Genomic DNA, 22,074 nt, shown 5'->3' on the forward strand with positions numbered 1-22,074 from the left:
TCGACTCCTGGAAGATGCGCCGGCGCTTCGCGTGCCTGGAGCGGCACGGTCCCGCGCGCATGCGGCGAATGGCTGCGGCGCTTAAATAGTGCGTCGTTACTTTGCTTGGCAACTCGCCCGGCGCATGCGTGTGCACACGCGCCGGGCGCAAACCGCCTTACTTCGTCTTGGCGGCGTTCGCGAGCGCGGCGACCGCGCTCTTCGAATCCTGCGACGAATTCATGAACTTCGTGACGACGTCGGTCATCGCGCCGGCGACAGCATCGCCCTGAGCCATGCCGTGCGCGAGCGACGGAACATAGCCGCCCGATTTGATCGCCGTCTGTTCATCAGCGTAGGACTTCTTCGCGCAGTCGTCGAACTTATCCATCGGGACGCCGAGACGCACCGGGATCGACCCCTTGTTCAGGCTGAACTGCTCCTGGAACTCCGGCGTCATGATGGTCTTCGCGAGCGCGAGCTGGCCCGGCGTCGCGGCCTTCTGGCCCTTCTGCTGGAAGAACACGAACGAGTCGACGTTGAAGGTATAGGCCTTCTCCGTGCCCGGCACCGGCGCGCAGACATAGTCCGTGCCCGCCTTCTTGCCCGCGCCGGCGAATTCGCCCTTCGCCCAGTCGCCCATGAACTGCATGCCGGCCTTGCCGTTGATGACCATCGCGGTCGCGAGATTCCAGTCACGGCCCGTGCGGCCGCTGTCGAAATAGCCCTGGATCTTGCGGACCGTGTCGAACACCTGAACCATCTTGTCCGACGTCAGCGTCTTCTGGTCGAGATCGACGATCGCCTTCTTGTAGAAGTCCGCGCCCTGCGACAGCACGACGTCTTCCCACAGCGTCAGGTCCTGCCAGGGCTGGCCGCCCATCGCGATCGGCATGATGCCCGCGGCCTTCATCTTGTCGGCGACCTGGAAGAACTCGTTCCAGTTGGCCGGCACCTTGCCGCCCGCCTTGTCGAGCGCGGCCTTGTTGATGTACAGCCAGTTCACGCGATGCACCGAGAAGGGCGCGGCGACATAGTGGCCGTCGGCGTGGATGATCTTGTCGATTTCCGGCGGCAGGTTCTTCTTCCAGTCACCCGCGACGGAATCGATCGGCACGAGCACGCCTTGCTCCGCCCATTCCTGGATCAGCGGACCCTTGATCTGCGCCGCAGACGGCGCGTTGCCCGAGATCACCTGCGTCTTCAGCGCGGTCATCGCAGCCGCGCCCGCGCCGCCCGCGACAGCGAAGTCCTTCCAGGTGTAACCCTGCTTCGTCATGTCGTCCTTGAGCACGCCGACAGCCTTCGATTCGCCGCCGGACGTCCACCAGTGCAGCACGGAAACAGCCTCGGCAGCCTGAACCGCCGACGCCGTCGCGCCACACAGAAGACCTGCGGCGCACAGCGCGCCCATGAGCTTACGGACTTTCATTGTTTATCTCCTCCAGACACCTGAACAAGAAACGATTGGCTTCCGATGCGGCCAGAAGCAAGAGTAAGAAGCTGTGAACAAAAAAACGGCAATGCTGGATGGCCGGAGACCGGCGGTCGGCGGGGAAGCGGCAGGCGCACGTCACCACGGACGCGGCGTGCCGGCCGGCAGACCGATATACGGCCGCACGGCGCTCAAGAGATGAGTGGGTCGAATCGCAACGGCTGTCTCCTCTTTTGATTTTTGCCGGGCTGCTCGAGCGTGTCCGTGCAGGGCGGCTCGACAGCGGGGCGCGAGGTCCGCGCGCATGGGTGCCGCAAGGGGCGCTTCGTCGTAAAAGCGACGCGCCGCAAGCTCCGTTAACATGCGCTCAGAGCGTCATTCTGAAAAATTTGCAGTGTCAGAATTTTCTTGATGACTTTGCTAATTTTTCGTGGATGACATTTCCTCTTGATTTGGATTGTAGTTAAACTACAATTCAGTGTCAAAAAAAATTTTATCGGACTACGATCACGCTTCGTGTCCCACTGGGCGACCGCCCCGATTCGGCTCACATCCGCTCTCGAACCTGCGTAGAGACTCATGCAAAGCGACTCGAACTTCACCTTCGTACTCTTCGGCGGCACCGGCGACCTCTCCATGCGCAAGATTCTTCCCGCGCTTTTCGAGGCACATCGCGCGGGCATGCTTCATCCGGCCGGCCGGATCGTCACGGTCGCGCGGGAAACCATGCAGCAGCCGGAATACCGCGCGTGGGTCGAGGATCACGTAAAGCCGCACGTCTCGAAGACGGGCGTCGACGAAGCGGCGTGGCGCAGCTTCCTCGAACGCTTCGAGTACGTCGGACTCGACCTGGGCCGTCCGGAAGATTTCGTCCTGCTGCGCGATGTCCTCACGCAGTTCGACGGCACGCGCGTCTTCTACCTCGCGACCGGCCCGTCGCTCTTCGTGCCGATCTGCCGCGCGCTGGCCGATGTCGGGCTGAACCAGAACGCGCGCATCGTGCTGGAAAAGCCGCTCGGCTACGACCTGAAGTCGTCGAACGCGATCAACGACGCCGTCGGCGAGATCTTTCAGGAAGAGCAGATCTATCGGATCGATCACTATCTGGGCAAGGAGCCGGTGCAGAACCTGCTCGCGCTGCGCTTCGGCAATGCGCTCTTCGAACCGCTGTGGCGGCGCGAATGGGTCGAGAGCATCCAGATCACGATCGCGGAAGAATTGGGCGTAGAAGCGCGCGGCGACTTCTACGACAATACGGGCGCGCTGCGCGACATGGTGCAGAACCACCTGCTGCAACTGCTTTCCATCGTGACGATGGAGCCGCCGCACTCGATGGACTCCGACTCCGTGCGCGACGAAAAGCTGCGCGTGCTGCGCGCGCTCAAACCCGTCGACGAGCGCGATATAAGCCGCGTCGCCGTGCGCGGGCAATATCATGCGGGCGTGATTCGCGGCGCGTCGGTGCCGGCGTATGCCACCGAGCCGGGCGTGCGGCCGGACAGTTCGACGGAAACCTTCGTCGCGCTAAAGGTGGAGATCGAGAACTGGCGCTGGGCGGGCGTGCCGTTCTTCCTGCGCACGGGCAAGCGGCTCGCGGATCGCATCGCGGAGATCGTCGTCAACTTTCGCGCGGTGCCGCATTCGGCGCTCGGGGCGAACGCGTTGCGCGCGGGTTCGAACCGCCTCGTGATCCGCTTGCAGCCCAACGAGTCGATCCGTCTCTACTGCCTCGCGAAGCAGCCGGGCGAGGGCATGAATCTCGCGAGCGTGCATCTGGATCTCGCGTTCGATCAGTTCTTCAAGGAAGGGCAGATGGAGGCGTACCAGCGGCTTCTGCTCGATGTGATTCGCGGCCGCCTCGCGCTTTTCGTGCGGCGCGACGAGCAGGAAGCGGCGTGGCGCTGGGTCGAGCCGATCCTGAACGCGTGGGCATCGGCGACGAGCAAGCCGAAGCCGTATGCGGCGGGCACGTGGGGACCGGCGGCGTCGAGCGCGATGCTGGCGCAGGCGGGCACGTGCTGGCTCGAAGAAGAGAATTGATGGCGTGACGCCGATGCCGCCCGTCGGATGCGCGCGGCGTCATCGAGATTCAAGAGACCGCTTCGTCAGTCCAACCGTGGGCGCGAACAGAAAGCGGGTCCATAAACCAGAACAAGCAGGAGGAGCAGTGATCGAGCTTCATACTTTCGACGATCCGCGCGCCCATTCGAACGCGCTGGCAAAGGCCGTGAGCGACGCGCTGAAAGCGTCCCTCGCGGCGCGAGGCGCGGCGTCGGCCGATGCCGCGGGACAAACCGCTCACGCGACACTCGCGGTGTCGGGCGGCACGAGCCCCAAGCCGTTCCTGCAGACGCTCTCGCATGAGCCGCTCGACTGGGCGCATATCGACGTGACCCTCGTCGACGACCGCTGGGTGCCTGAAACCGATTCCGCGAGCAATGCGCAGCTCGTGCGCGACACGCTCTTGCAGAACGCGGCGGCGTCGGCGTACTTTCTGCCGCTCGTCGATACGGGCAAGCCGCTGGAAACGCACATCGACGAACTGAACGCCGATGCGCGCCGCCGCCTGCCGGACGTCGCCGTGCTCGGCATGGGCGAGGACGGCCACACGGCCTCGATCTTCGCCGATGCGCCCGAATGGGACGTCGCCATCTCCACGCCGGCGCGCTTCATCTCCGTGCATCCGGGCGCGGCGCCGCACGCGCGCGTGAGCCTGTCGATGTCGGCGCTGAAGCAGATCGGGCAGCTCTATCTCTTCATCGCCGGGCAGAAGAAGCTCGACGTACTGAACGCGGCGCTCGCCGCGCCGCAAAAGAACGCCATCTCGACGTTGGCCCACGCTGAAGGAGTGAAGCTCGATGTCTACTGGTGTGCATAAGACAGCGACTCAGCACGCCGACGGACCGCGGCTTCTGGCTGACATCGGCGGCACGAACGCGCGTTTCGCGCTGGAGACGGCGCCCGGCGAGATCGGGCAAATCCGCGTGTATCCGGGCGCCGATTACCCCGGCATTGCGGAAGTGATGCAGCAGTATTTGCTGGACACGAAGGTCGGGCGCGTCAATCACGCAGCAATTGCGATCGCGAATCCGGTCGACGGCGATCACGTGAAGATGACCAATCACGACTGGAGCTTTTCGATCGAAGCGACGCGCCGCGCGCTCGGCTTCGACACGCTGCTGGTCGTGAACGACTTTACCGCGCTCGCAATGGCGCTGCCGGGCCTCACCGACGCGCAGCGCGAGCAGGTCGGCGGCGGCTCGCGCCGGCAGAACAGCGTGATCGGCCTGCTCGGTCCGGGCACGGGCTTGGGCGTTTCCGGCCTGATTCCGGCGGACGACCGCTGGATCGCGCTCGGCAGCGAAGGCGGCCACGCGACTTTCTCGCCGTTCGACGAACGCGAGGATCTCGTGATGCGTTATGCGCGCCGCAAGTTTCCGCACGTTTCGTTCGAGCGCGTGTGTGCGGGGCAGGGACTGGAACTGATCTACCGCGCGCTGGCTGAACGCGACAACGTGACGGTCGCGGAAACCTTCAGCGCCGCGGACGTCACGACGCGCGCGTTGCAAGGCGAGCCGCTCGCGCTCGAAACGGTGAACTGCTTCTGCGCGATTCTCGGCACGTTTTCGGGCAACATCGCGGTGACGCTCGGCGCGCTGGGCGGCATCTATATCGGCGGCGGCATCGTGCTGAAGCTGGGCGAGCTCTTTCACAAGTCGCCGTTTCGCGAGCGTTTCGAGGCGAAAGGGCGTTTCCAGCAATATCTGTCGGGCATTCCCACGTACCTCATCACGGCGGAATATCCGGCGTTTCTCGGCGTCTCGGCGATTCTCTCGGAGCAGTTGTCGAACCGGGCGAACAGCGGTTCGTCGGCGGTATTCGAACGCATCCGCCAGATGCGCGATGCCCTCACGCCCGCCGAACGCCGCGTCGCCGATCTCGCGCTCAACCATCCGCGCTCGATCATCAACGATCCGATCATCGACATCGCGCGCAAGGCCGACGTGAGCCAGCCGACCGTGATCCGCTTCTGCCGCTCGCTCGGCTGCCAGGGGTTGTCGGACTTCAAGCTGAAGCTCGCGACGGGTCTGACCGGCACGATTCCAGTGAGCCACAGCCAGGTGCATCTCGGCGATACGGCCACCGATTTCGGCGCGAAGGTGCTCGACAACACCGTGTCGGCGATCCTGCAGCTGCGCGAGCATCTGAACTTCGAGAACGTCGAGCGCGCGATCGATATCCTCAACGGCGCGCGGCGCATCGAGTTCTACGGGCTCGGGAATTCGAACATCGTCGCGCAGGACGCGCACTACAAGTTCTTCCGCTTCGGCATTCCGACCATCGCGTACGGCGACCTGTACATGCAGGCGGCGTCTGCCGCGCTGCTGGGCAAGGGCGATGTGATCGTGGCAGTGTCGAAGTCAGGCAGGGCGCCCGAGCTTTTGCGCGTGCTCGAAGTAGCGATGCAGCAGGGCGCGACGGTCATCGCGATCACGTCGAGCAATACGCCGCTCGCCAAGCGCGCGACGGTCGCGCTGGAGACGGATCACATCGAGATTCGCGAGTCGCAGCTTTCGATGATCTCGCGCATCCTGCATCTCGTGATCATCGACATCCTGGCGGTCGGCGTAGCGATTCGCCGCGCCGCGCCGAAGCCGGGCGCGAAGATCAGCGAGACGGTCGCGAAGGCGCGTCAATCGAGCGACGATGACGCCGCCGCCGTGCTCGACTGGCTGAGCCACGGCGCATCGGGGATGGCGCGCGACTGAAGCGCGATTTATGCGCAAGAAAAAAGGGCCGCCGATGCGAATCGGCGGCCCTTTGCTTTGCGTTTGCGCAGCGAACCGGCTTGGAGCAGCCGGCGCGTCAGAACGAGTGCTGGATGCCCGCGTACACGCCCGACTGACTATGCCCGGCGAGCGGGTTGTCCGTCGCCGCCGACGTGCCGTAGTTGTTGGCGTTCAGCCCGTAGTTCGCGGTCTTGCTGTTTTGCACCGTCGCGATTTGCAGATCGAACAGCGTGCGCTTGGAGATGTTGTACGAACCGCCGACCGTGTAGATGGTCGCGTTACCCGCGCCGTTGTTGCCGTTCACGTGATACACCGCGCCGATCAGCGCCGCCGCCGGCGTGGCCTGCCACGTCACGCCGCCCCATTCGTGATCGAGTGTGCTCGGCTGGCCGGGCAGCAGGTTCGTCATGCCCGAGGTGCGGATCGCCTGATAACCGCCTTGCAGCTTGAACTGGCCGAGAAAGACGTTCAGCATCGCCGTGTACTCGCGCGAGTAGGCGTACGCGCCGTTGCTCGTGCTGTAATCGCCGCCGAGCGTGCCGTTCGCCGGATTGCGGATCTCGTCGTACAGGCCGCGAATTTGGAAGAGCGGCGCGGTGTAGGTGATCTGCGCGCCTGCTTCGCGGCCTTGCGCCGTCGTGCCGTTACCGTTCCAGCTCGTTGCATTGGAAAGCGCGTACTGGCCGTAGAAGTCGAAGCCCGCGACCTTCGGCGATTGATACGACACGTTGTTGCTCGACTGCGGCCAGTTGCGGCCGCGCACCAGCGACGCCGACGACCAGTTCGACTGACCGAACGGATCGAAGTCCCACACGCCGTTCGAGATGAAAAGCTCGCGGCCCAGCAAAAGCGTACCGAACTGGTTGTTGGCGATACCGACCGTCGCCCAGCGATTGAAAAGACCGCCGCCGCCCGGGCCTTGGCCGTTCATCGTGTTGAAGCTGCCTTCGAGCTGGAACACCGCGCGGTTGCCACCGCCCAGATCCTCGGCGCCCTTCATGCCCCAGAGGCTCGTGCCCCAGTCGCCGCTCTCGGCGCGGAAGCGATGCGTGCTGCCGCCCGCGCCGTCCGGCACGCCATTCATGTATTCGAGCCCCGCGTCCAGGCGGCCATAGAGCGTCACGCTGCTCTGAGCATGCGCAACTGCGCTGAACGCCAATAGTGCTGCCGACGCGAGCAAAGCCTTCTTCATCATCCCCTCCAAAACCTGTCAAAAGATTGAACCTGCGGTTGCTGCCGGATTCGATGCAGGCGCATCGAACCGAACACGGATATCGAGGACGATCGCGCGCATGCGCCGACACCGCGCCGAGCCGCGTCGTTCCTCGGTTTTTTGGAGGATTGTGAAGTACAGCTACTTGATTTGATGCGCCGTTTTGTAGTTTTGATTGCCGATCTGACAAATGTCGTGGATGAGTCGATCGATCATCGGATGGACGTTCGTCATGCGAAGCATCGGCGGTGGAGATTGCGCGCGCTCAAATAAAAAACGGTGCGATACCCTTTCGGGCACCGCACCGATACGCGCCTCTCGCAGCAGCGTGAAAACCTTCTAATACAAGACTCTTCGGTCAGACTCGCCGTTTAGAACGAGTGCTGGATGCCTGCGTACACGCCCGTCTGGCTGTGGCCGGGGAACGGGTTGTCCGTCGAAGCAGCCGAGCCGTAGTTGTTGGCGTTCAGGCCGTAGTTCGCGCTCTTGCTGTTCTGAACCGTCGCGACCTGCAGATCGAGCAGGGTGCGCTTCGACAGGTTGTACGAGCCGCCGACCGTGTAGATGGTCGCGTTACCCGCGCCGTTGTTGCCGTTCACGTGGTAGACCGCGGCGATCAGCGCTGCCGCCGGCGTCGCTTGCCACGTCACGCCGCCCCATTCGTGATCGAGCGTCGTCGGCTGGCCGGGCAACTGGCCCGTCATGCCGGAGCTGCGGATCGCCTGGTAAGCGCCCTGAACCTTGAACTGGCCGAGGAATACGTTGAACATCGCCGTGTACTCGCGCGAGTACGCGTACACGCCGTTGCCGCCCGAGCCGCCGTCGATCGGGTTGTACGCGCCGCCGAGCGTGCCGTTTGCCGGATTGCGGATTTCGTCGTACATACCGCGAATCTGGAAGAGCGGCGTCGTGTAGGTGATGTACGCACCGGCTTCGCGGCCTTGCGGCGTCGTGCCGTTACCGTTCCAGTTCGTCGCGTTGGAGAGCGAGTACTGACCGTAGAAGTCGAGGCCCGCGAACTTCGGCGACTGGTACGAAATGTTGTTGCTAGATTGCGGCCAGTTGCGGCCACGCACCAGCGACGCCGACGACCAGTTCGACTGGCCGAACGGATCGAAGTCCCACACGCCGTTCGCGATGAAGAGCTCACGACCCAGCAACAGCGTACCGAACTGGTTGTTCGCGATACCGACCGTCGCCCAGCGATTGAAGAGACCGCCGCCGCCCGGGCCCTGGCCCGTCATGGTGTTGAAGCTGCCTTCCAACTGGAACACGGCGCGATAGCCGCCGCCCAGATCTTCGACGCCCTTCATACCCCACAAGCTCGTGCCCCAGTCGCCGCTTTCCGCCTTGAAGCGGTGCGACGAGCCGGTGGCGGGCGCGCCGGCCGGACCGGTCGGCACACCGTTCATGTATTCGAGCCCCGCGTCCAGGCGGCCATACAGCGTCACGCTGCTCTGAGCGTGCGCGACCGCGCTGAACGTCAGCAGTGCTGCCGACGCGAGCAAAGCTTTCTTCATCATCTCCTCCAACCCTGTCAAGAAATAGAACCCAAGTGCTGCTGTGTGGTTCGATGCGAGCGCACCCAACCGAAAATTGTTTTTCAGAGGAAGGACACGCGCGGGCTGTGGTGCTAGTGACGATTCGCGCGTCGTGGGCACGAACCTGACGCCGACCCGTCGATCGGTGCCGTTCCTCAGTTTCTTTTGGACTTTTGAAGTAAAACTACTTTTTGCGTGATTCGTTTTGGTACTTTGGTTACCAATTTAACAAAATACGTTATAACCGCCAAAGAAAATTGACGTTCGGCGAGGGTCTGTGTCAAAAACGCAATGCCCGCTTGCCGGACACATTACCCACAGGATGGGAAATACCCCGCAAAGCCTTATGCCGTCAGGGCTTCAGCGTCATGTAAGTTTCGGGGTCAGGTTTGTCGCCTATTGACGTGCACGCGTCGCGGCGCTAGGTCGGGGCGGAGCGCGAAAGAGCTTGATACTCGCGCGCCCGGACGTAAAAAAAGCGTCTCATGGACGCTTTTTTTGGAGTGGAAGGTTGCTTCGGGCAGCGGTCAGTTACTTCAGGCTGCCCGACAGGAACTGCTTGAGGCGCTCGCTCTTCGTGTTGCCGAACACCGCGTCCGGATGGCCTTCTTCCTCGATGCGTCCCTGATGCAGAAACACCACGTGATTCGACACATTGCGCGCGAACGCCATTTCGTGCGTGACGACGATCATCGTGCGGCCCTCTTCCGCGAGCGTCTGCATCACCTTCAGCACTTCGCCGACGAGTTCGGGATCGAGCGCGGAAGTCGGCTCGTCGAAGAGCATCACGTCGGGATGCATCGCGAGCGCGCGCGCGATCGCCACGCGCTGCTGCTGCCCGCCCGACAGGTGCGACGGATACTGCTTCTCCACGCGCGGCGCGAGCCCGACCTTCTCCAGATACGTGCGCGCGCGCTCCTCGGCCTCCTTCTTCGAGAGTCCGAGCACGTTCACGGGCGCTTCAATCACGTTCTCCAGCACGTTCATGTGCGACCAGAGATTGAAGTGCTGGAAGACCATCGACAGCTTCGAGCGGACCTGGCGCAATTGCTTCTGGTCCGCGGCCCGCAGCGCGCCGGTCTTGTCCTTCATCGTGCGGACTTCGGCGCCGTCGACGAAAATGCGCCCCTGATTGGGCTGCTCGAGAAAGTTGATACAGCGCAGCATCGTGCTCTTGCCCGAGCCCGACGAGCCGATGATGCTGATGACGTCGCCGGCTCTGGCCTTGAGCGATACGCCCTTGAGAACTTCGTTGCTGCCGTATTGCTTGTGAATGTCGTCGACGAAAAGCTTGTGCTGCTGGGAAATCATGAACGGTCCTTGAGCGGCGATGTGCTTATTTGCCTTGCGGCCGCAAATAAGCGAGCCAGCGATGCTCGGCGCGGCGGAACAGCCACACGAGCGCGAACGAGATGCAGAGATAGAGCAGGGCGGCGATGCCGAATGCCTCGAACGACTGATACGTCGCCGAGTTGACGTCGCGCGCGATCTTGAGGATGTCGGGCACCGTGGCCGTGAACGCGACCGTGGTGGCGTGCAGCATCAGGATCACTTCGTTGCTGTAGTAAGGCAGCGCGCGTCGCAGCGCCGACGGCAGAATCACCCGCCGATACAGCGTGAAACCCGACATGCCGTACGCGCGCGCCGCTTCGATCTCGCCGTAGGGCGTCGCCTTGATCGCGCCGGCGAAGATTTCGGTGGTGTACGCGCAAGTGTTCAGCGTGAACGCCAGAAGTGTGCAGTTCATGCCGCTGCGGAAGAATTCAGCGAGCAGCATGTGGTCCCGCACGACCTGCAAACTGTACAGACCTGTATAGCAAAGCAGCAGCTGCACATAGAGCGGCGTGCCGCGAAACACATACGTGTAGAGCCACACCGAGCGCGAGAGCAGCTTGTTCTTGGAGACGCGCGCGACCGCGAGCGGCACCGAAAGACAGAAGCCGAGGCCGATGGAAATGACGAGCAGCCACATCGTGATCGCAAGACCGGTGATGCGGTAGCCGTCGGTGAAGAGGTAGTTCTTCCAGTATTCCTGGATGATTTCGATCATGATCCCTGCCGCTCTTTGATGGACCGATTACAGGTCGGCGCGGCGCACGCCGATGGAATAGCGCCGCTCCAGCCAGATCAGCACGAGGTTCGAGACCGTGGTGATCGCGAGATAGACCGCGCCCGCGAGAAGCGTGAAGAAGAAGAAACGCAGCGTGCCCTTGCCCGCGTCCTGCGAGGCCTTGACGACATCCGCGAGCCCGATGATCGACACGAGCGCCGTCGCCTTGACCATCACCTGCCAGTTGTTGCCGATGCCGGGCAGCGCGAACCGCATCATCTGCGGAAACATGATGCGCGCAAAGGTCTGCCACGGCGTCATGCCGTAAGCCGCACCCGCCTCGAGCTGGCCGCGCGGCACGGAAAGAAACGCGCCGCGAAACGTTTCGGTGAAATACGCGCCGTAGATGAAGCCGAGCACGAGGATGCCCGCGAGAAACGGATCGATGTCGATCTGATCCCAGCCCACCGCGTCGGTGAAGAGATTCAGCCAGATCTGGATGCTGTAGAAGAGCAGCAACATCAGCACGAGGTCGGGTACGCCGCGGATGAGCGTCGTGTAGACGGTGCCGACACCTGATGCCACGCGGTTTTTCGACAGCTTCGCCGCCGCGCCGATCAGGCCGATCACGAAGGCGAACACGAGCGACAGCACCGCCAGCTTGACGGTCTGCCAGGTGCCCGCGAGGATCAGCGGACCGTAGCCTTGCAACATGGTGTTTCCTTGGTAAGGTGCCCGACGTGCATGGAATGCGACGAGCGCGGCGGTCGGTATTCTAGATGGCCAAAATTGCGAACTGCCGTGCTGCGAACCCTGCCAGCGTTTTTTGCGCGATTTACGGGCAATTCCCGCCGCGCCGCGCCTTGCCGGCGCCTTTCCGACCGCCGCCGCCCGGAAAAGCGCGGTATTTTACCCGAAGCGGGCGAGCGCGCGAGCACGAAGCCGGAAGCGTCCGATTACATGCATGAGCGGAACGATGTAGTGCCGCGGCGCGCGTTGTTCCGGCGGGGCATCGCCCTTACATTCTCTCCATCGCAAAACAACGCCTTGGGCGGGAGCAAACATCATGATCGAGATTCGCCGCAGCAACGAACGGGGTCACGCCAACCACGGCTGGCTGGACTCGTATCACAGCTTCTCCTTTGCCGATTACTACGATCCCGAGCACATGCACTTCGGCGCGCTGCGCGTGATCAACGAAGACCGCGTGGCGGGCGGGCAGGGCTTCGGCGCGCACGGTCATCGCGATATGGAAATCGTGAGCTACGTGCTCGACGGCGCGCTCGCGCACCGCGACAGCATGGGCAACGGTTCGACGATCCGTCCCGGCGATGTCCAGCGCATGAGCGCCGGCACCGGCGTGCGCCACAGCGAATTCAACGGCTCGCCGACCGACACCGCGCATTTCCTGCAGATCTGGATCATCCCGGACGCGGCGGGCGGCGCGCCCGGCTACGAGGAAAAGCGTTTCGCCGACGATGAAAAGCGCGGCCGTCTGCGCGTGATCGCGTCGCCCGAAGGCACGGACGGCTCGGTGACGATCGGCGCGAATGCGCGCATCTTTGCGGGTCTTTTCAACGGCGACGAGCGCGCCGACTTCGACGTGCCGGCGGGCCGCCGCGTGTATGTACACGTGGCGCGTGGCGCGGTCACGGTGAACGGCGAGGCGCTCGGAGCGGGCGATGCCGCGAAGCTCGAAGATGTGTCGAAGGTCGTGGTCGAGAAGGGCGACAACGCGGAAGTCTTGCTGTTCGATCTCGCCTGATCGTCGTTCCGATTGCTTTCCGGATGTGATGAAGGCCGCGAAGCGCAAGCTCCGCGGCCTTTTTTAATGCGCCAGATCGATTACGGCTTGGCGGTCGCGGATGCGCCCGCCGCCGCGCCCGGCGCGCCGTCCGGACCGCCGCGATGCTTGCCCCAGCGCTCATGCATCTTCTGCTCGTGCTCGCGCATTTTCGCGAAGTGATTCTTCAGCGCCGTGCTGACGGTCGTCTTCTGCTGATCGTTCAGCGCGTTGTAGAAGTTCAGCCACGCGGTTGCCGTCTGCTCGCGCAGTTGCGTGTTCTGCTGCTCGACCTTCTGATGCGCCGCGTACATCGCGTTGAGGTCGAGGATTGGCTGGTTGTCCATCGACTTCATCTGATCGTGCATCTGCCTGAAGCTCTCGCGCATCTGCTGATGATTCTGCTTCATCGTCGTGAGCGCGGTCTGCCACAGCTTTTCCTGATCCGCGTTCAGCTTCAACTGGCCGTGCAACTGGTCAAGCTGCTTCTGCATGCGCATTTCCATGCGGTGGCCGCCGTGACCGCCAGGGCCGGACATTGCCGCCGGAGCGCCCGGGGGCGGGGGCGGCGCATCGGTCGTGGCGGCGTGCGCGGCGCCGAAGGTCAGCGCGATTGCGGCAGCGGCGGCGGTAAGGATGCGATATTGCTTGGCCATCTCGATACTCCCTTGATTGTTTTCGAAGCCGAAGCCGCGAGGCCCGATCGACGTCTACGATAGTGCGTCGAGGTCTTGCGCTTGTCGGTGAAACACAGCGTAGGGGTTCGCGTCAGAGCGCGTGTTACGGCATCGTTCAGGCTTGTTACGCCGGTTTACGCCTCGCTTTCGTCGTAACACCCCGTAACCCTTGTGGCGAGGCTGTCATCAATCGAGCCCCGGCTCACGCGCTAAACTTCATCACATGACTACGCAAATACTTGTCGTCGACGACGACGCCGAACTGCGCGACCTTCTGCGCGACTATCTGGTCCGGCAGGGCATCGAGGTATCGGTGCTGCATGACGCCGGCGGTCTCGAACGCCGTATCGAACGCGAGCGGCCCGATCTCATCGTGCTCGATCTGATGATGCCGGGCGTCGACGGCCTGACCGCGCTGAAGTCGTTGCGCGCGTCCGGCGACGACATCCCGGTCATCATGCTGACCGCGCGCGCGGACGACGTCGACCGCATCGTCGGTCTGGAGCTGGGCGCGGACGACTACCTCGGCAAGCCGTTCAATCCGCGCGAACTGCTCGCGCGCGTGCAGGCCGTGCTGCGCCGCCGCCGCACGATTCCGTCCGCCGCGCCGGAGCAGCGCGAGCCGTATTCGTTCGGCCGCTTCAGGCTGGACTTCCAGTCGCGCACGCTGCAACAGGACGACAAGCCGCTCACGCTGTCGGGCAGCGAATTCGCGCTGCTGAAGATCTTCGTGAACAACCCGATGCGCACGCTCACGCGCGAGCGTCTCCTGGAACTGTTGCACGGTCCGGAATACGACGGCACCGACCGCGGCATCGACGTGCAGGTGTGGCGCCTGCGCCGCATTCTCGAGACCGATCCGTCGGCGCCGCGCTTCATCCAGACGGTGCGGGGTCGCGGTTACGTGTTCGTGCCGGACGGCGAGCAAAATGCGCCGGGCAATTGACACGCTGTTTGGCCGGCTGGTCGTCATCGTCATCGGCATGCTGGTGTTGTCGCATGTCGCGTGGTTCGCGATCATCCGCTTCGAGCGCGACAACGTGCAGACGCGCTTCGCCGTCGAGGAGGCCGTGTTCCTCGTCGAGGCGGTGCGCCAGCACATCGCCAATACGCCGGATCAACCGCTGCCGCCGCGCGTGCGCCTCGTCGCGCTCAATAGTGCCGACGTGCCGAAGCAGCCCGACGAGGACACGCCGCCGCCGCTGCAGCGCTTCGTCGAAGATCTGAAGGACCGTCTGCCCGATGGCACCGAAGTGCGCCTGAACGAGCCCGGCGGCCCGCCGAGCGTGTGGGTGCACAGCGCGAAGGACGCGGGCTGGATCGTCGTGCCGGTGCAGCCGCTGCGCCCGCCGCGCTCGCGCGACCGCATGCTCGTCTGGCTCGCGCTGATCTTCTCGACCGCCGTGCTGGCTGCGCTGTTCGGCGCGTGGCAGTTGCAGTACCCGCTACGCTCGCTCGCGCAGGCGGTCGGACGCTTCGGGCGCGGCCAGCCGACGCCGCCGGTGCCGGAACGCGGCCCGCGCGAATTGCGGCAGCTCACGCACGGCTTCAACCAGATGGTCCGCGAAGTCTCGCAGACCGAGAACGACCGCGCCGTGATGCTCGCGGGCGTCGCGCATGATCTGAAGACGCCGCTCGCGCGTCTGCGTCTGCGCGCCGAAATGATGGACGACGAGAAAATCCGCGACGGCGTCGTGCGCGATGTCGACTCGATGGCCCATATCGTCGATCAATTCCTCGTGTTCGCCCACGACCGCCCGGACGGCAGCGAGCCAGTTCCGGTCGACGAGCAGTGCGAGCGGATCGCGCGGGCGTATCGCGCGGTGTCGCCGGGCGCGCAGCCTATCCGCCTGAAGCTCGAAGCGGGACCGACTTTCGCGCTGCCTGCCGCGACGCTGGACCGGCTGCTATCGAACCTGCTGGACAACGCGCACGCCTACGGCGCGCCGCCTGTCGTCATCGAGACGCGGCGGGAAGCAAAGGGCTGGATATTGTCGGTGTCCGATCACGGCACGGGCATCGCGCCGGACGACCTCATCAAGGCGAGCCGGCCGTTCGTGCGGCTCGATCCGGCGCGCGGCGGCAGCGGCCATAGCGGACTGGGTCTTGCGATCGTCGAGCGGCTCGCGCGGCGGGCGGGCGGCGAGTGCGAAATCGGCAATCGTGCCGAGGGCGGATTGCAGGTCGCGATGACCTTTCCGTTCGAGATCGCCACGCGGCCGGCCGAAGAACGCCGCGCGGGCCCGCAGCACGAGGAGCGCGCGCTCTGACGCGCTTGTTTGCGTGAACCGGCGGCGTCAGTCGAACAGCGTGTCGAGCGCCGACGCCGCTTCGCTGTCCACCGTGTTGTACGTCACCGTCGACGCTTCGAAGATGTAGTGCGTCGTGTACTTGCCGAGGCGCGAGAGAATTTCCTCCTGAATCGTTTCGGGCGCGAGGTCGATCTTCAGGAACCACGTCGTCGACGATAGCCTCGTCTGGAACGAGCCGTATTCGGCGAGCAGGTGGTCGAACGTTTCTGCGTCCTGATCCCGGCACACGATGACCAGATTTCCCTTCATGCAATCCTCCCGATTCACGCCAGCGGCATTTGCTTCAGAACATCGATGATACCTGCGCGATGCGCGCGCGTCGCGGCATGCGCATGACCGTGCGATGCCTGGACCGCACTATTTGCCCGCCAGCGTGTCTTCGGGATGGCGCGTGGACGAACCGGGATCGGCGGGACGCACTTCGCTGCGATCGCGCCCGCGCGATTTCGCCTCGTAGAGCGCCAGATCGGCGCGCGAGAGAATCCATTCGAGCGCGTCGTCGGGCGCCAGCTCCGTGATGCCGATGGACACCGACAGCGCCGCATCGTCCGGCAGATGCGCGCAGTGCTCGTGATGGAAGCGCTTTCTCAGGCGTTCGAGCACGGCCTGGGCGTCGGCGAGCGCGGTTTGCGGCAGCAGGATGCCGAACTCCTCGCCGCCGAGCCGCCCGATCGCATCGCTCGGACGAAGCTGCGCGCGGCACACTTCGACGAAATGTTCGAGCGCGCGATCGCCCGACGCATGCCCGAAGCGGTCGTTGATCTGCTTGAAGTGATCGAGATCCGCGATCGCGACCGACAGCGGCGTGCCCACCGAACGCGCGAGTTCGACTTCGTGGCGCAGCGTGTCGAGGAAATAGCGCCGGGAGAGAGCGCCGGTGAGCGCGTCGTGGCGCGCTTCGGCCGACAGCAGCGTATTGGCCGACTGCAACTGCTCCGCGAGATCGCGCGTCGCGCGGTGCAGACGCCGCTCGCGCGAATACGACGTCGCGATCACGACCGCGAGCGTCACGACGCCGAGCATCGTCAGGAACACGAGGAGGCGGTCGCGGCTGTGGTTGCGGCTGATCTCCGGCCAGCTCGTCAGCGGATGCACGATATGCGCCGAGAGCCCCGAGTTCAGGCCCGTGCGCTCGTCGTAGAGCGAGGGCACGTTGCTGCCGTTCGCGGCGTAAAAGGTCTGAGCGAGCGCGGGCGCGAGCCAGTGCTCGGAGGCGCGCATCTGCTCGCCGATGTGCGACACGCGCAGTTCCGGAAACGACTCGCGCCGATAATGCTCGACGCGCTCGCGCTCGGTCATCCGCGCGACGGGCGCGTTGGGCATCGCCTGGTATTCGAGCCGGCCGTCGTGCGCCATCACGACGACGCCGTTCTCGTCGGTCACGAAGGTGCCGGCGCGCGAGACCCAGTGCCGCAGCCGGTCGATGCTCACCTTGGCGATCACCGCGCCGACCAGAACGCCGTCTTCGTAGGCGGGCGCGGCGATGAAGATGCCCGGTTCGCCCGACAGCCGCCCGACGCCGTACATCTCGACGAAGCCGCCGAGCAGCGCCCGGGCGACATAGCCGCGCGCGCTCATGTCGTAGCCGATGAAGCTGTCGTCGTCGGCGGCATTGCTCGACGCAATGCAGTAACCGCGGTCGTTGACGAGCCAGATGGAATCGAGGCCGGAGAAGCCTTGCGCGTCGTGCAGGAAGTGATTGACCTTCTCGAGCGCGGGGCGCGCGGTCCACTCCTTGCGGCGTTCGAGTTCCGTCTCGCCCGGGTTCGAGGCATAATTCCGCGACTCCGCGAGCGCCCGCTGCGTGAGGTCCATCTGCGCGAGCGTGGCGGGAATGGCGCGCGACATCGCCAGATCGCTCGCGATGATCTGCGCCATGTTGTCGACGATCGACGCCGCCATCTGGCGCTCGGTGCGCACCGTCGACGTCATCTCCTGTTGTACCATTCGGTCCGACAACAAGCCGGCGGCAATCCAGCACGCACATGCCAGAGCCGCCACGCCGAGCGTCGCGATCACACGGTGCAGGATGAGCTTGTTCATCGATCTCGCGCGCATCGTGTTCACGCCGCGCCGTGCGGCACGAGTGGCGCAATTTGCGCGTGACGGGCAACGCGGAAAAGACGGGCGCGCGGCTTGCGGCGCGTAGCGTTAGCCGCGTTTCGGCTGACGCTCGCGGCAGGGCGGCGAGCGGGGCTCACGCGGTCTTTCGGCTCGGTTCTGGCGTCTCGCATCGCATCGGCGCTCAAATTATTGTTTGTGATAAGCCCAGATTGGACGATGTTTTTTGCCGGCCATCAACCGCATTGTGACGGCTTGCGACGTGTGTCCAACACAAGGGGTACGCGCCACGCACGTCTCGCTGCCCGCGCTGTCCGTGCGGCCGCCCGACGCAGGCAGACCGCAGTCGAACTGAAAGGAAGCGCAAGCACGTGAGCGCCGGGCGCATTCGACGCGGGCTGCCCCTTCATTTTGCCCGTGCCGTGCCGAAGAGCAACAGAAACATCGAATGAATCGCGCGCCGGACCGCATGAAGGTTGTGCCTGTCACATCGGTTGGTGTAGTGTCGCTCGGTTCAGCGCGGGGAAACGTCTGACGCGGCGACTGCCTGGCGCCGTGAAGCGTGCTGAACGTGTCGTCGTTTTGGCGGCCGCGTGCGTTGAGCATGGGCCGTCCCGGGCAAAGGCTTCTTGCCCGCCTGACGGTTCGCGTGCCGTCGCAAAGCAATAACCCGCGCCCGGCGCGGTCGGAACAAGCCTTACGGGGAGGGCCTTGCATGGAATTTGGTTTCAATCTGAATCGCACGGCGAATGCGTCGGCGTGGCGGATCCTGCCCAACCGCTGGGATTTCGTCGCGTTCCCGATGATCATCTGCATCATCGCGCTCGCCGCCGTCGGCTTCCACGAGACCCTCGCGCCGATATCGACCCTGCAGACGCAGGCAATCTCGCTCGATCCCGCGAATCTCCCCGAGTACGCGCTTCGCACGACGCTGCGCATGCTGCTCGCGATGGTTGCGTCGCTGGTCTTCACGCTGATCTACGGCACGCTCGCGGCGAAGAGCCGGCGCGCGTCGATCGTGCTCGTGCCGATCCTCGACATTCTCCAGTCAGTGCCGGTGCTTGGCTACATCTCCTTTACGGTGACGTTCTTCCTCGCGATGTTTCCGGGGCGCGTGATCGGCGCCGAGTGCGCGGCGATCTTCGCGATCTTCACGAGCCAGGCGTGGAACATGACGTTCAGCTTCTACCAGTCGCTGCGCACGGTGCCGCGCGATCTGGACGAAGTCTCGCGCGGCTTTCACCTCACGAACTGGCAGCGCTTCTGGAAGCTGGAAGTGCCGTTCTCGATGCCGGGCCTCATCTGGAACATGATGATGTCGATGTCGGGCGGCTGGTTCTTCGTCGTCGCGTCCGAGGCGATCACGGTCGGCAACCGCACGATCGTGCTGCCGGGCATCGGCGCGTACCTCGCGGCGGCCATCGGGGAGCGCAATCTCTCGGCGATCGGCTGGGTGATTCTCGCGATGACCATCGTGATCCTCGCCTATGACCAGTTGATGTTCCGCCCGCTCGTCGCATGGGCCGACAAATTCCGCATGGAGAACACGAGTTCGGGCGACGAGCCGTCGTCGTGGCTGCTCGATCTGATTCGCCGCACACGCCTGATTCACCGTCTGCTCGTGCCGGCGGGCTGGATTCTCGCGAAGGCGGCGCGCGTGCCGATCAGGCTGCCGTCGCTGCAGGGTGCGCTGGAAAACGTCGGGCTGCCGCTGCGCGCAAGGGTGCCGTCCACGCGCGCAGGCGATATCGCGTGGGGGACAGTTGTGCTGCTCATCACCGTGTTCGTCGTGTGGAAGGTGGCGTCGTTCGTCGCGACGGGCGTGAGCTGGGGCGAAGTCGGCCACGTGTTCGTGCTCGGCTTCATCACGCTCTTGCGCGTGGTAGTGCTGATCGCGATCGCGTCGGTGATCTGGGTGCCGATCGGCGTGCTGATCGGGCTGCGGCCAGCGCTCGCGGAAAAGGTCCAGCCGCTCGCGCAGTTTCTCGCGGCGTTCCCGGCGAATCTGCTGTTTCCGGTGTTCGTCGTCGTGATCGTGCGCTGGAACCTGAATCCGGATATCTGGCTTTCGCCGCTCATCGTGCTCGGCACGCAGTGGTATATCCTGTTCAACGTCGTGGCGGGCGCGTCCGCCTATCCGAACGATTATCGCGAGGCCGCGACCAACTTCCAGATCCGCGGCTGGCAGTGGTGGAAGAAGTGCATGCTGCCCGGCATTTTCCCGTACTACGTCACCGGCGCGATCACCGCTTCGGGCGGCGCGTGGAACGCGAGCATCGTCGCCGAAGCCGTTTCGTGGGGCAAGACGGAGGTCGTCGCGCACGGTCTCGGCGCCTATATCGCCCAGACGACCGCCGCGGGCGACTATCCGAAAATCATTCTCGGCATCGCCGTGATGTCGCTGTTCGTCACGCTGTTCAATCGACTGTTGTGGCGCCCGCTATACGCCTATGCCGAAGCAAGACTCCGGCTGGATTGAGGACGAGTTCCGATGCAGAACCTGAAAAATACGCAGACGTCCGCTGCACAGGGCTTCCAGCGCCCGCAAGGCACGCCGCCGCGGCTGGGCGCGGAAATCCTGCGCGTCGCGAACGTGAGCCGCGGTTTCAACAAGACGCAGGGCGAACTGCTCGTCCTCGACGACGCCAATCTCGCGCTGCGCGAAGGCGAGATCGTCGGATTGCTCGGACGTTCGGGCTCGGGCAAGTCGACGCTGTTGCGCATCATCGCCGGGCTGATCGAGCCGACGGGCGGCGAGGTGACGTATCTGAACGAGCCGTTGCGCGGCCCCGCGAAGGGCGTCGCGATGGTGTTTCAGACGTTCGCGCTGTTTCCGTGGCTCACCGTGCTGCAGAACGTGGAAGCGGGTCTGGAGGCGCAAGGCGTCGGCGCGCGCGAGCGGCGTGAGCGCGCGCTCGCGGCGATCGACCTGATCGGTCTCGACGGCTTCGAGAACGCGTATCCGCGCGAGCTGTCGGGCGGCATGCGTCAGCGTGTCGGCTTCGCGCGGGCGCTGGTCGTCGATCCGACTCTGCTGCTGATGGACGAGCCGTTCTCCGCGCTCGACGTGCTGACTGCGGAAAACCTGCGCACCGATCTGCTCGATCTGTGGACGCAAGGGCGCATGCCGATCAAGTCGGTGCTGATCGTCACGCACAACATCGAGGAAGCGGTGTTCATGTGCGACCGGATTCTCGTGCTGTCGTCGAATCCGGGGCGCGTGATGGCCGAGATCAAGGTGCCGTTCAAGCATCCGCGCAATCGCCTGGACCCGGCATTCCGGCGTCTCGTCGACGATATCTACGCGAAGATGACCGCGCGCCAGATGGACGAAGCGAAGAAGAAGGGGCTGGAGCTCGGAAGCTGGCTGCCGTCGGTGTCGACGAACCTGATGGCGGGTCTCATCGAGACGCTCGCGGCCGAGCCGTATCACGGCCGCGCGGACATGCCGGAAATTGCGCGCAGCCTGCATCTGGAAGTGGACGACCTGTTTCCGATCGCCGAGGTGCTGCAGCATCTCGGATTCGCCGACGTGCGCGAGGGCGACATCTACCTCACGCCGCCGGCGCGCGTTTTTGCGGAGTTCGGCACGCAGGAGCGCAAGATGATGTTCGCGGAACATCTGCTGCGGCACGTGCCGCTGGCCGCGCGAATCAAGAAGGTGCTGAACGAGCGGCCGGGGCATCGCGCGCCGCGCGTGCGCTTCGAGCAGGAACTGGAAGACTTTCTCTCCGACAAGGCCGCGCAGGAGACGCTCGACGCGGTCATCGACTGGGGACGGTACGGCGAGATCTTCTCGTACAACGACCAGACAGAGATGCTGAGTCTGGAGGACGTGGAGGCTTAAGTTTGCCGTCGTGCAAGGGCTTGTGAATGCGCGGTGCCGGCAACGGCGCCGCGCGTTTTTCTTTGCGCGTTGGCCGTTTGGCTGAATGTTCGCGCAGTGCGTTGAATCGTAACGTTTTCGTCTTGTAGACCTTGGCCGCGTGTGTAAAGCTACACACGCGGCATTCGGAGACGAGATGGATTCATCGCGCTTGATACGAATGCTGCTGGATGATGGATGGGAGCGCGTTCGCTCGCGCGGAAGTCATCATCAGTTCAGACACCGAACGAAGACCGGTTGCGTCACCGTGGTTCATCCAAAGAAGGACGTGGCGATCGGGACCGTCAGATCGGTGCTTAAAGCTGCCGGATTGCTCAACCGCCTGTATTCGTCGTAACGGAGTTAGA

Annotated in this window: 18 protein-coding genes; 9 read left to right on the forward strand and 9 right to left on the reverse strand. The window is 64.2% G+C overall.

The genetic code is table 11. From position 1 onward, the window contains the following. Positions 1-157: 157 nt before the first annotated feature. Positions 158-1,411, reverse strand: coding sequence for an ABC transporter substrate-binding protein (locus AWB77_RS17255; protein WP_061135653.1), 1,254 nt, complete (start codon positions 1,409-1,411; stop codon positions 158-160). A 582-nt stretch (positions 1,412-1,993) separates the two neighbouring features. On the opposite strand from AWB77_RS17255, the gene zwf reads away from it, so the two are divergent. The 3 genes from zwf (at position 1,994) to AWB77_RS17270 (ending at position 6,183) form a co-directional block, all read left to right on the forward strand. After that, positions 1,994-3,454 (forward strand): glucose-6-phosphate dehydrogenase, encoded by a 1,461-nt coding sequence (gene zwf, locus AWB77_RS17260; protein WP_061135654.1) that lies wholly within the window; start codon positions 1,994-1,996, stop codon positions 3,452-3,454. 127 nt (positions 3,455-3,581) lie between these two features. After that, a complete protein-coding gene (pgl, locus tag AWB77_RS17265; RefSeq protein ID WP_061135655.1) occupies positions 3,582-4,292 on the forward strand; it encodes a 6-phosphogluconolactonase in 711 nt (236 codons plus the stop codon). Next, a complete protein-coding gene (locus tag AWB77_RS17270; RefSeq protein WP_061135656.1) occupies positions 4,273-6,183 on the forward strand; it encodes a bifunctional transcriptional regulator/glucokinase in 1,911 nt (636 codons plus the stop codon). Before pgl ends, AWB77_RS17270 begins: the two co-directional genes overlap by 20 nt. A 97-nt stretch (positions 6,184-6,280) precedes the next feature. Here the strand turns inward: AWB77_RS17270 and AWB77_RS17275 are convergent, their stop codons facing one another. From AWB77_RS17275 to AWB77_RS17295, 5 genes are all read right to left on the reverse strand, one after another. Further along, positions 6,281-7,396 (reverse strand): porin, encoded by a 1,116-nt coding sequence (locus tag AWB77_RS17275; RefSeq protein WP_061135776.1) that lies wholly within the window; start codon positions 7,394-7,396, stop codon positions 6,281-6,283. A gap of 392 nt (positions 7,397-7,788) precedes the next feature. After that, the gene (locus AWB77_RS17280; RefSeq protein ID WP_061135777.1) at positions 7,789-8,937 is read right to left on the reverse strand and encodes a porin; all 1,149 of its coding nucleotides are present in this window, start codon (positions 8,935-8,937) and stop codon (positions 7,789-7,791) included. Positions 8,938-9,489: 552 nt separating this feature from the next. After that, the gene (locus tag AWB77_RS17285; protein ID WP_061135657.1) at positions 9,490-10,269 is read right to left on the reverse strand and encodes an ABC transporter ATP-binding protein; all 780 of its coding nucleotides are present in this window, start codon (positions 10,267-10,269) and stop codon (positions 9,490-9,492) included. A 25-nt stretch (positions 10,270-10,294) separates the two neighbouring features. Beyond that, positions 10,295-11,008, reverse strand: a complete 714-nt coding sequence (locus AWB77_RS17290; RefSeq protein ID WP_061135658.1) for an ABC transporter permease — start codon at positions 11,006-11,008, stop codon at positions 10,295-10,297. A 27-nt stretch (positions 11,009-11,035) separates the two neighbouring features. After that, entirely contained in the window at positions 11,036-11,722 is a 687-nt protein-coding gene (locus AWB77_RS17295; RefSeq protein WP_061135659.1) for an ABC transporter permease, read from the reverse strand. 352 nt (positions 11,723-12,074) lie between these two features. On the opposite strand from AWB77_RS17295, the gene AWB77_RS17300 reads away from it, so the two are divergent. Further along, the gene (locus tag AWB77_RS17300) at positions 12,075-12,773 is read left to right on the forward strand and encodes a pirin family protein (RefSeq protein WP_061135660.1); all 699 of its coding nucleotides are present in this window, start codon (positions 12,075-12,077) and stop codon (positions 12,771-12,773) included. A gap of 80 nt (positions 12,774-12,853) precedes the next feature. Here AWB77_RS17300 and AWB77_RS17305 read toward each other — a convergent pair whose 3' ends face one another. Beyond that, the gene (locus AWB77_RS17305; RefSeq protein WP_061135661.1) at positions 12,854-13,447 is read right to left on the reverse strand and encodes a Spy/CpxP family protein refolding chaperone; all 594 of its coding nucleotides are present in this window, start codon (positions 13,445-13,447) and stop codon (positions 12,854-12,856) included. A 244-nt stretch (positions 13,448-13,691) separates the two neighbouring features. Between AWB77_RS17305 and AWB77_RS17310 the strand changes: the two genes are divergently transcribed. Together AWB77_RS17310 and AWB77_RS17315 are read left to right on the forward strand one after the other, a co-directional pair. Continuing rightward, positions 13,692-14,414 (forward strand): response regulator, encoded by a 723-nt coding sequence (locus AWB77_RS17310; RefSeq protein ID WP_014190804.1) that lies wholly within the window; start codon positions 13,692-13,694, stop codon positions 14,412-14,414. Next, complete coding sequence (locus tag AWB77_RS17315) at positions 14,398-15,738, forward strand: ATP-binding protein (RefSeq protein ID WP_061135662.1); 1,341 nt, start codon at positions 14,398-14,400, stop codon at positions 15,736-15,738. The genes AWB77_RS17310 and AWB77_RS17315 overlap by 17 nt, the downstream gene beginning before the upstream one ends. A gap of 27 nt (positions 15,739-15,765) precedes the next feature. On the opposite strand, the gene AWB77_RS17320 is transcribed toward AWB77_RS17315, so the two are convergent. After that, on the reverse strand, positions 15,766-16,029 hold the full coding sequence (locus tag AWB77_RS17320) for a double-stranded DNA-specific endonuclease (RefSeq protein ID WP_061135663.1): 264 nt from the start codon (positions 16,027-16,029) through the stop codon (positions 15,766-15,768). A gap of 108 nt (positions 16,030-16,137) precedes the next feature. Then, a complete protein-coding gene (locus AWB77_RS17325; protein ID WP_061135778.1) occupies positions 16,138-17,823 on the reverse strand; it encodes a GGDEF domain-containing protein in 1,686 nt (561 codons plus the stop codon). 733 nt (positions 17,824-18,556) lie between these two features. Between AWB77_RS17325 and AWB77_RS17330 the strand changes: the two genes are divergently transcribed. From AWB77_RS17330 to AWB77_RS34450, 3 genes are all read left to right on the forward strand, one after another. Continuing rightward, complete coding sequence (locus AWB77_RS17330; protein ID WP_061135664.1) at positions 18,557-20,320, forward strand: ABC transporter permease; 1,764 nt, start codon at positions 18,557-18,559, stop codon at positions 20,318-20,320. Between the two features lie 12 nt (positions 20,321-20,332). Then, positions 20,333-21,688 (forward strand): ABC transporter ATP-binding protein, encoded by a 1,356-nt coding sequence (locus AWB77_RS17335; protein ID WP_061135665.1) that lies wholly within the window; start codon positions 20,333-20,335, stop codon positions 21,686-21,688. A 175-nt stretch (positions 21,689-21,863) separates the two neighbouring features. Further along, positions 21,864-22,064: a type II toxin-antitoxin system HicA family toxin gene (locus tag AWB77_RS34450; RefSeq protein WP_074168898.1), complete on the forward strand. Its 201-nt coding sequence runs from the start codon at positions 21,864-21,866 to the stop codon at positions 22,062-22,064. Positions 22,065-22,074 lie beyond the last annotated feature (10 nt).

It is taken from the genome of Caballeronia fortuita (genome assembly GCF_001544835.2).
In the GTDB taxonomy this organism is placed as follows: domain Bacteria; phylum Pseudomonadota; class Gammaproteobacteria; order Burkholderiales; family Burkholderiaceae; genus Caballeronia; species Caballeronia fortuita.